Source organism: Collinsella sp. AF31-11 (assembly GCF_003475605.1).
Taxonomy (GTDB): Bacteria; Actinomycetota; Coriobacteriia; order Coriobacteriales; family Coriobacteriaceae; genus Collinsella.
The window spans coordinates 222-2,669 of record NZ_QRQS01000027.1 but is presented as its reverse complement, the minus strand read 5'-3'; the positions used below and the strand labels follow the sequence as shown (position 1 = coordinate 2,669).

Genomic DNA, 2,448 nt, shown 5'->3' with positions numbered 1-2,448 from the left:
AGGCCAGGGCGCCGCTGACCGGTGGACGGCACCGAGCCGTCGCAAGACTTGAAGAAGGGGGGAGGCCTCGCGGCCTCCCCCCTTTTTTGAGTTCTATAAGCTAACATTTGCCCTTTCTGTTTTAGGCGTGCTCGGATTGACTTTAGTCGAGGGCATCGTTGTCGCTCGCGGTGAGGTAGAGCCGATCTTTTTGTTTATGTCGCTTTCTGGTGGCGATCAGCCGGCTCCAGGGTTCTGTCGCCACGTATATCCGCACGGATCTTTTGCTCCTTATTTCCAGTAAATCAATTAAGGGGCGTTGTTTCAATCAAATAAACTCCGCCAGCGGGGGCTCTATCTAATTAGTGATAGAGCCCCCGCTGGCGTTTTATAGGTTTGTTAACGTTGTCCTTCAATTTATGATGGGCTAACTAGCGGAGACCGACGAGGGTATAAAGATGATATGTCTACAGTGGACAGCAAGATTCCCGAGGTCATACGGTCTGTCCGAGGTTTATGACCATATGTGCGACTCTGAGCAACTCGGAGCCCAGTTAATTAATTTGTGAACAAAATATGGAGTGCGCGATTCCCGCCCCCGGCGCCCCTCCGGTCTGGCAATATATCTCCTTGCCGCGCGGCCCGGTCGGACCGGATCAGCCGCACAGCGTGCACCTTGAGAACCGGATACTGCGAGGATGGACACATTCAGTGTCGCATCCGGGCAGACATCGAACCATTTGAAATGGTCTAACTTGGATTTGTTTTTCGCAAGGCCGCCGAGAGGCGGCCCCGAGAAATTCCTTTTCCTATACTAAAACCATATGAATCGAACGGAACCGATCAGCGATGGACTGAGAGGACCGGACGGGCTCGAAGCCCAGATATTTTTGGACGGAGAGTTCGATCCTGGCTCAGGATGAACGCTGGCGGCGCGCTTAACACATGCAAGTCGAACGGCACCTGCCCTCGGGCAGAAGCGAGTGGCGAACGGCTGAGTAACACGTGGAGAACCTGCCCCCTCCCCCGGGATAGCCGCCCGAAAGAACGGGTAATACCGGATACCCCGGGGTGCCGCATGGCACCCCGGCTAAAGCCCCGACGGGAGGGGATGGCTCCGCGGCCCATCAGGTAGACGGCGGGGTGACGGCCCACCGTGCCGACAACGGGTAGCCGGGTTGAGAGACCGACCGGCCAGATTGGGACTGAGACACGGCCCAGACTCCTACGGGAGGCAGCAGTGGGGAATCTTGCGCAATGGGGGGAACCCTGACGCAGCGACGCCGCGTGCGGGACGGAGGCCTTCGGGTCGTAAACCGCTTTCAGCAGGGAAGAGAAGAGACTGTACCTGCAGAAGAAGCCCCGGCTAACTACGTGCCAGCAGCCGCGGTAATACGTAGGGGGCGAGCGTTATCCGGATTCATTGGGCGTAAAGCGCGCGTAGGCGGCCCGGCAGGCCGGGGGTCGAAGCGGGGGGCTCAACCCCCCGAAGCCCCCGGAACCTCCGCGGCTTGGGTCCGGTAGGGGAGGGTGGAACACCCGGTGTAGCGGTGGAATGCGCAGATATCGGGTGGAACACCGGTGGCGAAGGCGGCCCTCTGGGCCGAGACCGACGCTGAGGCGCGAAAGCTGGGGGAGCGAACAGGATTAGATACCCTGGTAGTCCCAGCCGTAAACGATGGACGCTAGGTGTGGGGGGCGATCCCCCCGTGCCGCAGCCAACGCATTAAGCGTCCCGCCTGGGGAGTACGGCCGCAAGGCTAAAACTCAAAGGAATTGACGGGGGCCCGCACAAGCAGCGGAGCATGTGGCTTAATTCGAAGCAACGCGAAGAACCTTACCAGGGCTTGACATATGGGTGAAGCGGGGGAGACCCCGTGGCCGAGAGGAGCCCATACAGGTGGTGCATGGCTGTCGTCAGCTCGTGTCGTGAGATGTTGGGTTAAGTCCCGCAACGAGCGCAACCCCCGCCGCGTGTTGCCATCGGGTGATGCCGGGAACCCACGCGGGACCGCCGCCGTCAAGGCGGAGGAGGGCGGGGACGACGTCAAGTCATCATGCCCCTTATGCCCTGGGCTGCACACGTGCTACAATGGCCGGTACAGAGGGATGCCACCCCGCGAGGGGGAGCGGATCCCGGAAAGCCGGCCCCAGTTCGGATTGGGGGCTGCAACCCGCCCCCATGAAGTCGGAGTTGCTAGTAATCGCGGATCAGCATGCCGCGGTGAATGCGTTCCCGGGCCTTGTACACACCGCCCGTCACACCACCCGAGTCGTCTGCACCCGAAGTCGCCGGCCCAACCGCAAGGGGGGAGGCGCCGAAGGTGTGGAGGGTGAGGGGGGTGAAGTCGTAACAAGGTAGCCGTACCGGAAGGTGCGGCTGGATCACCTCCTTTCTAGGGAGACACATTCTTAGAGAGAAAACACTTTAACTCGAATAGAGGGCAGGAGCCCGTCCGGTAGATGTCC

At 60.4% G+C, this 2,448-nt stretch carries 1 rRNA gene; it reads left to right on the top strand.

Features of this window, described 5'->3' with window-relative positions:
- Positions 1-870: 870 nt before the first annotated feature.
- Positions 871-2,375 (top strand): 16S ribosomal RNA (locus DWZ22_RS09995).
- Positions 2,376-2,448 lie beyond the last annotated feature (73 nt).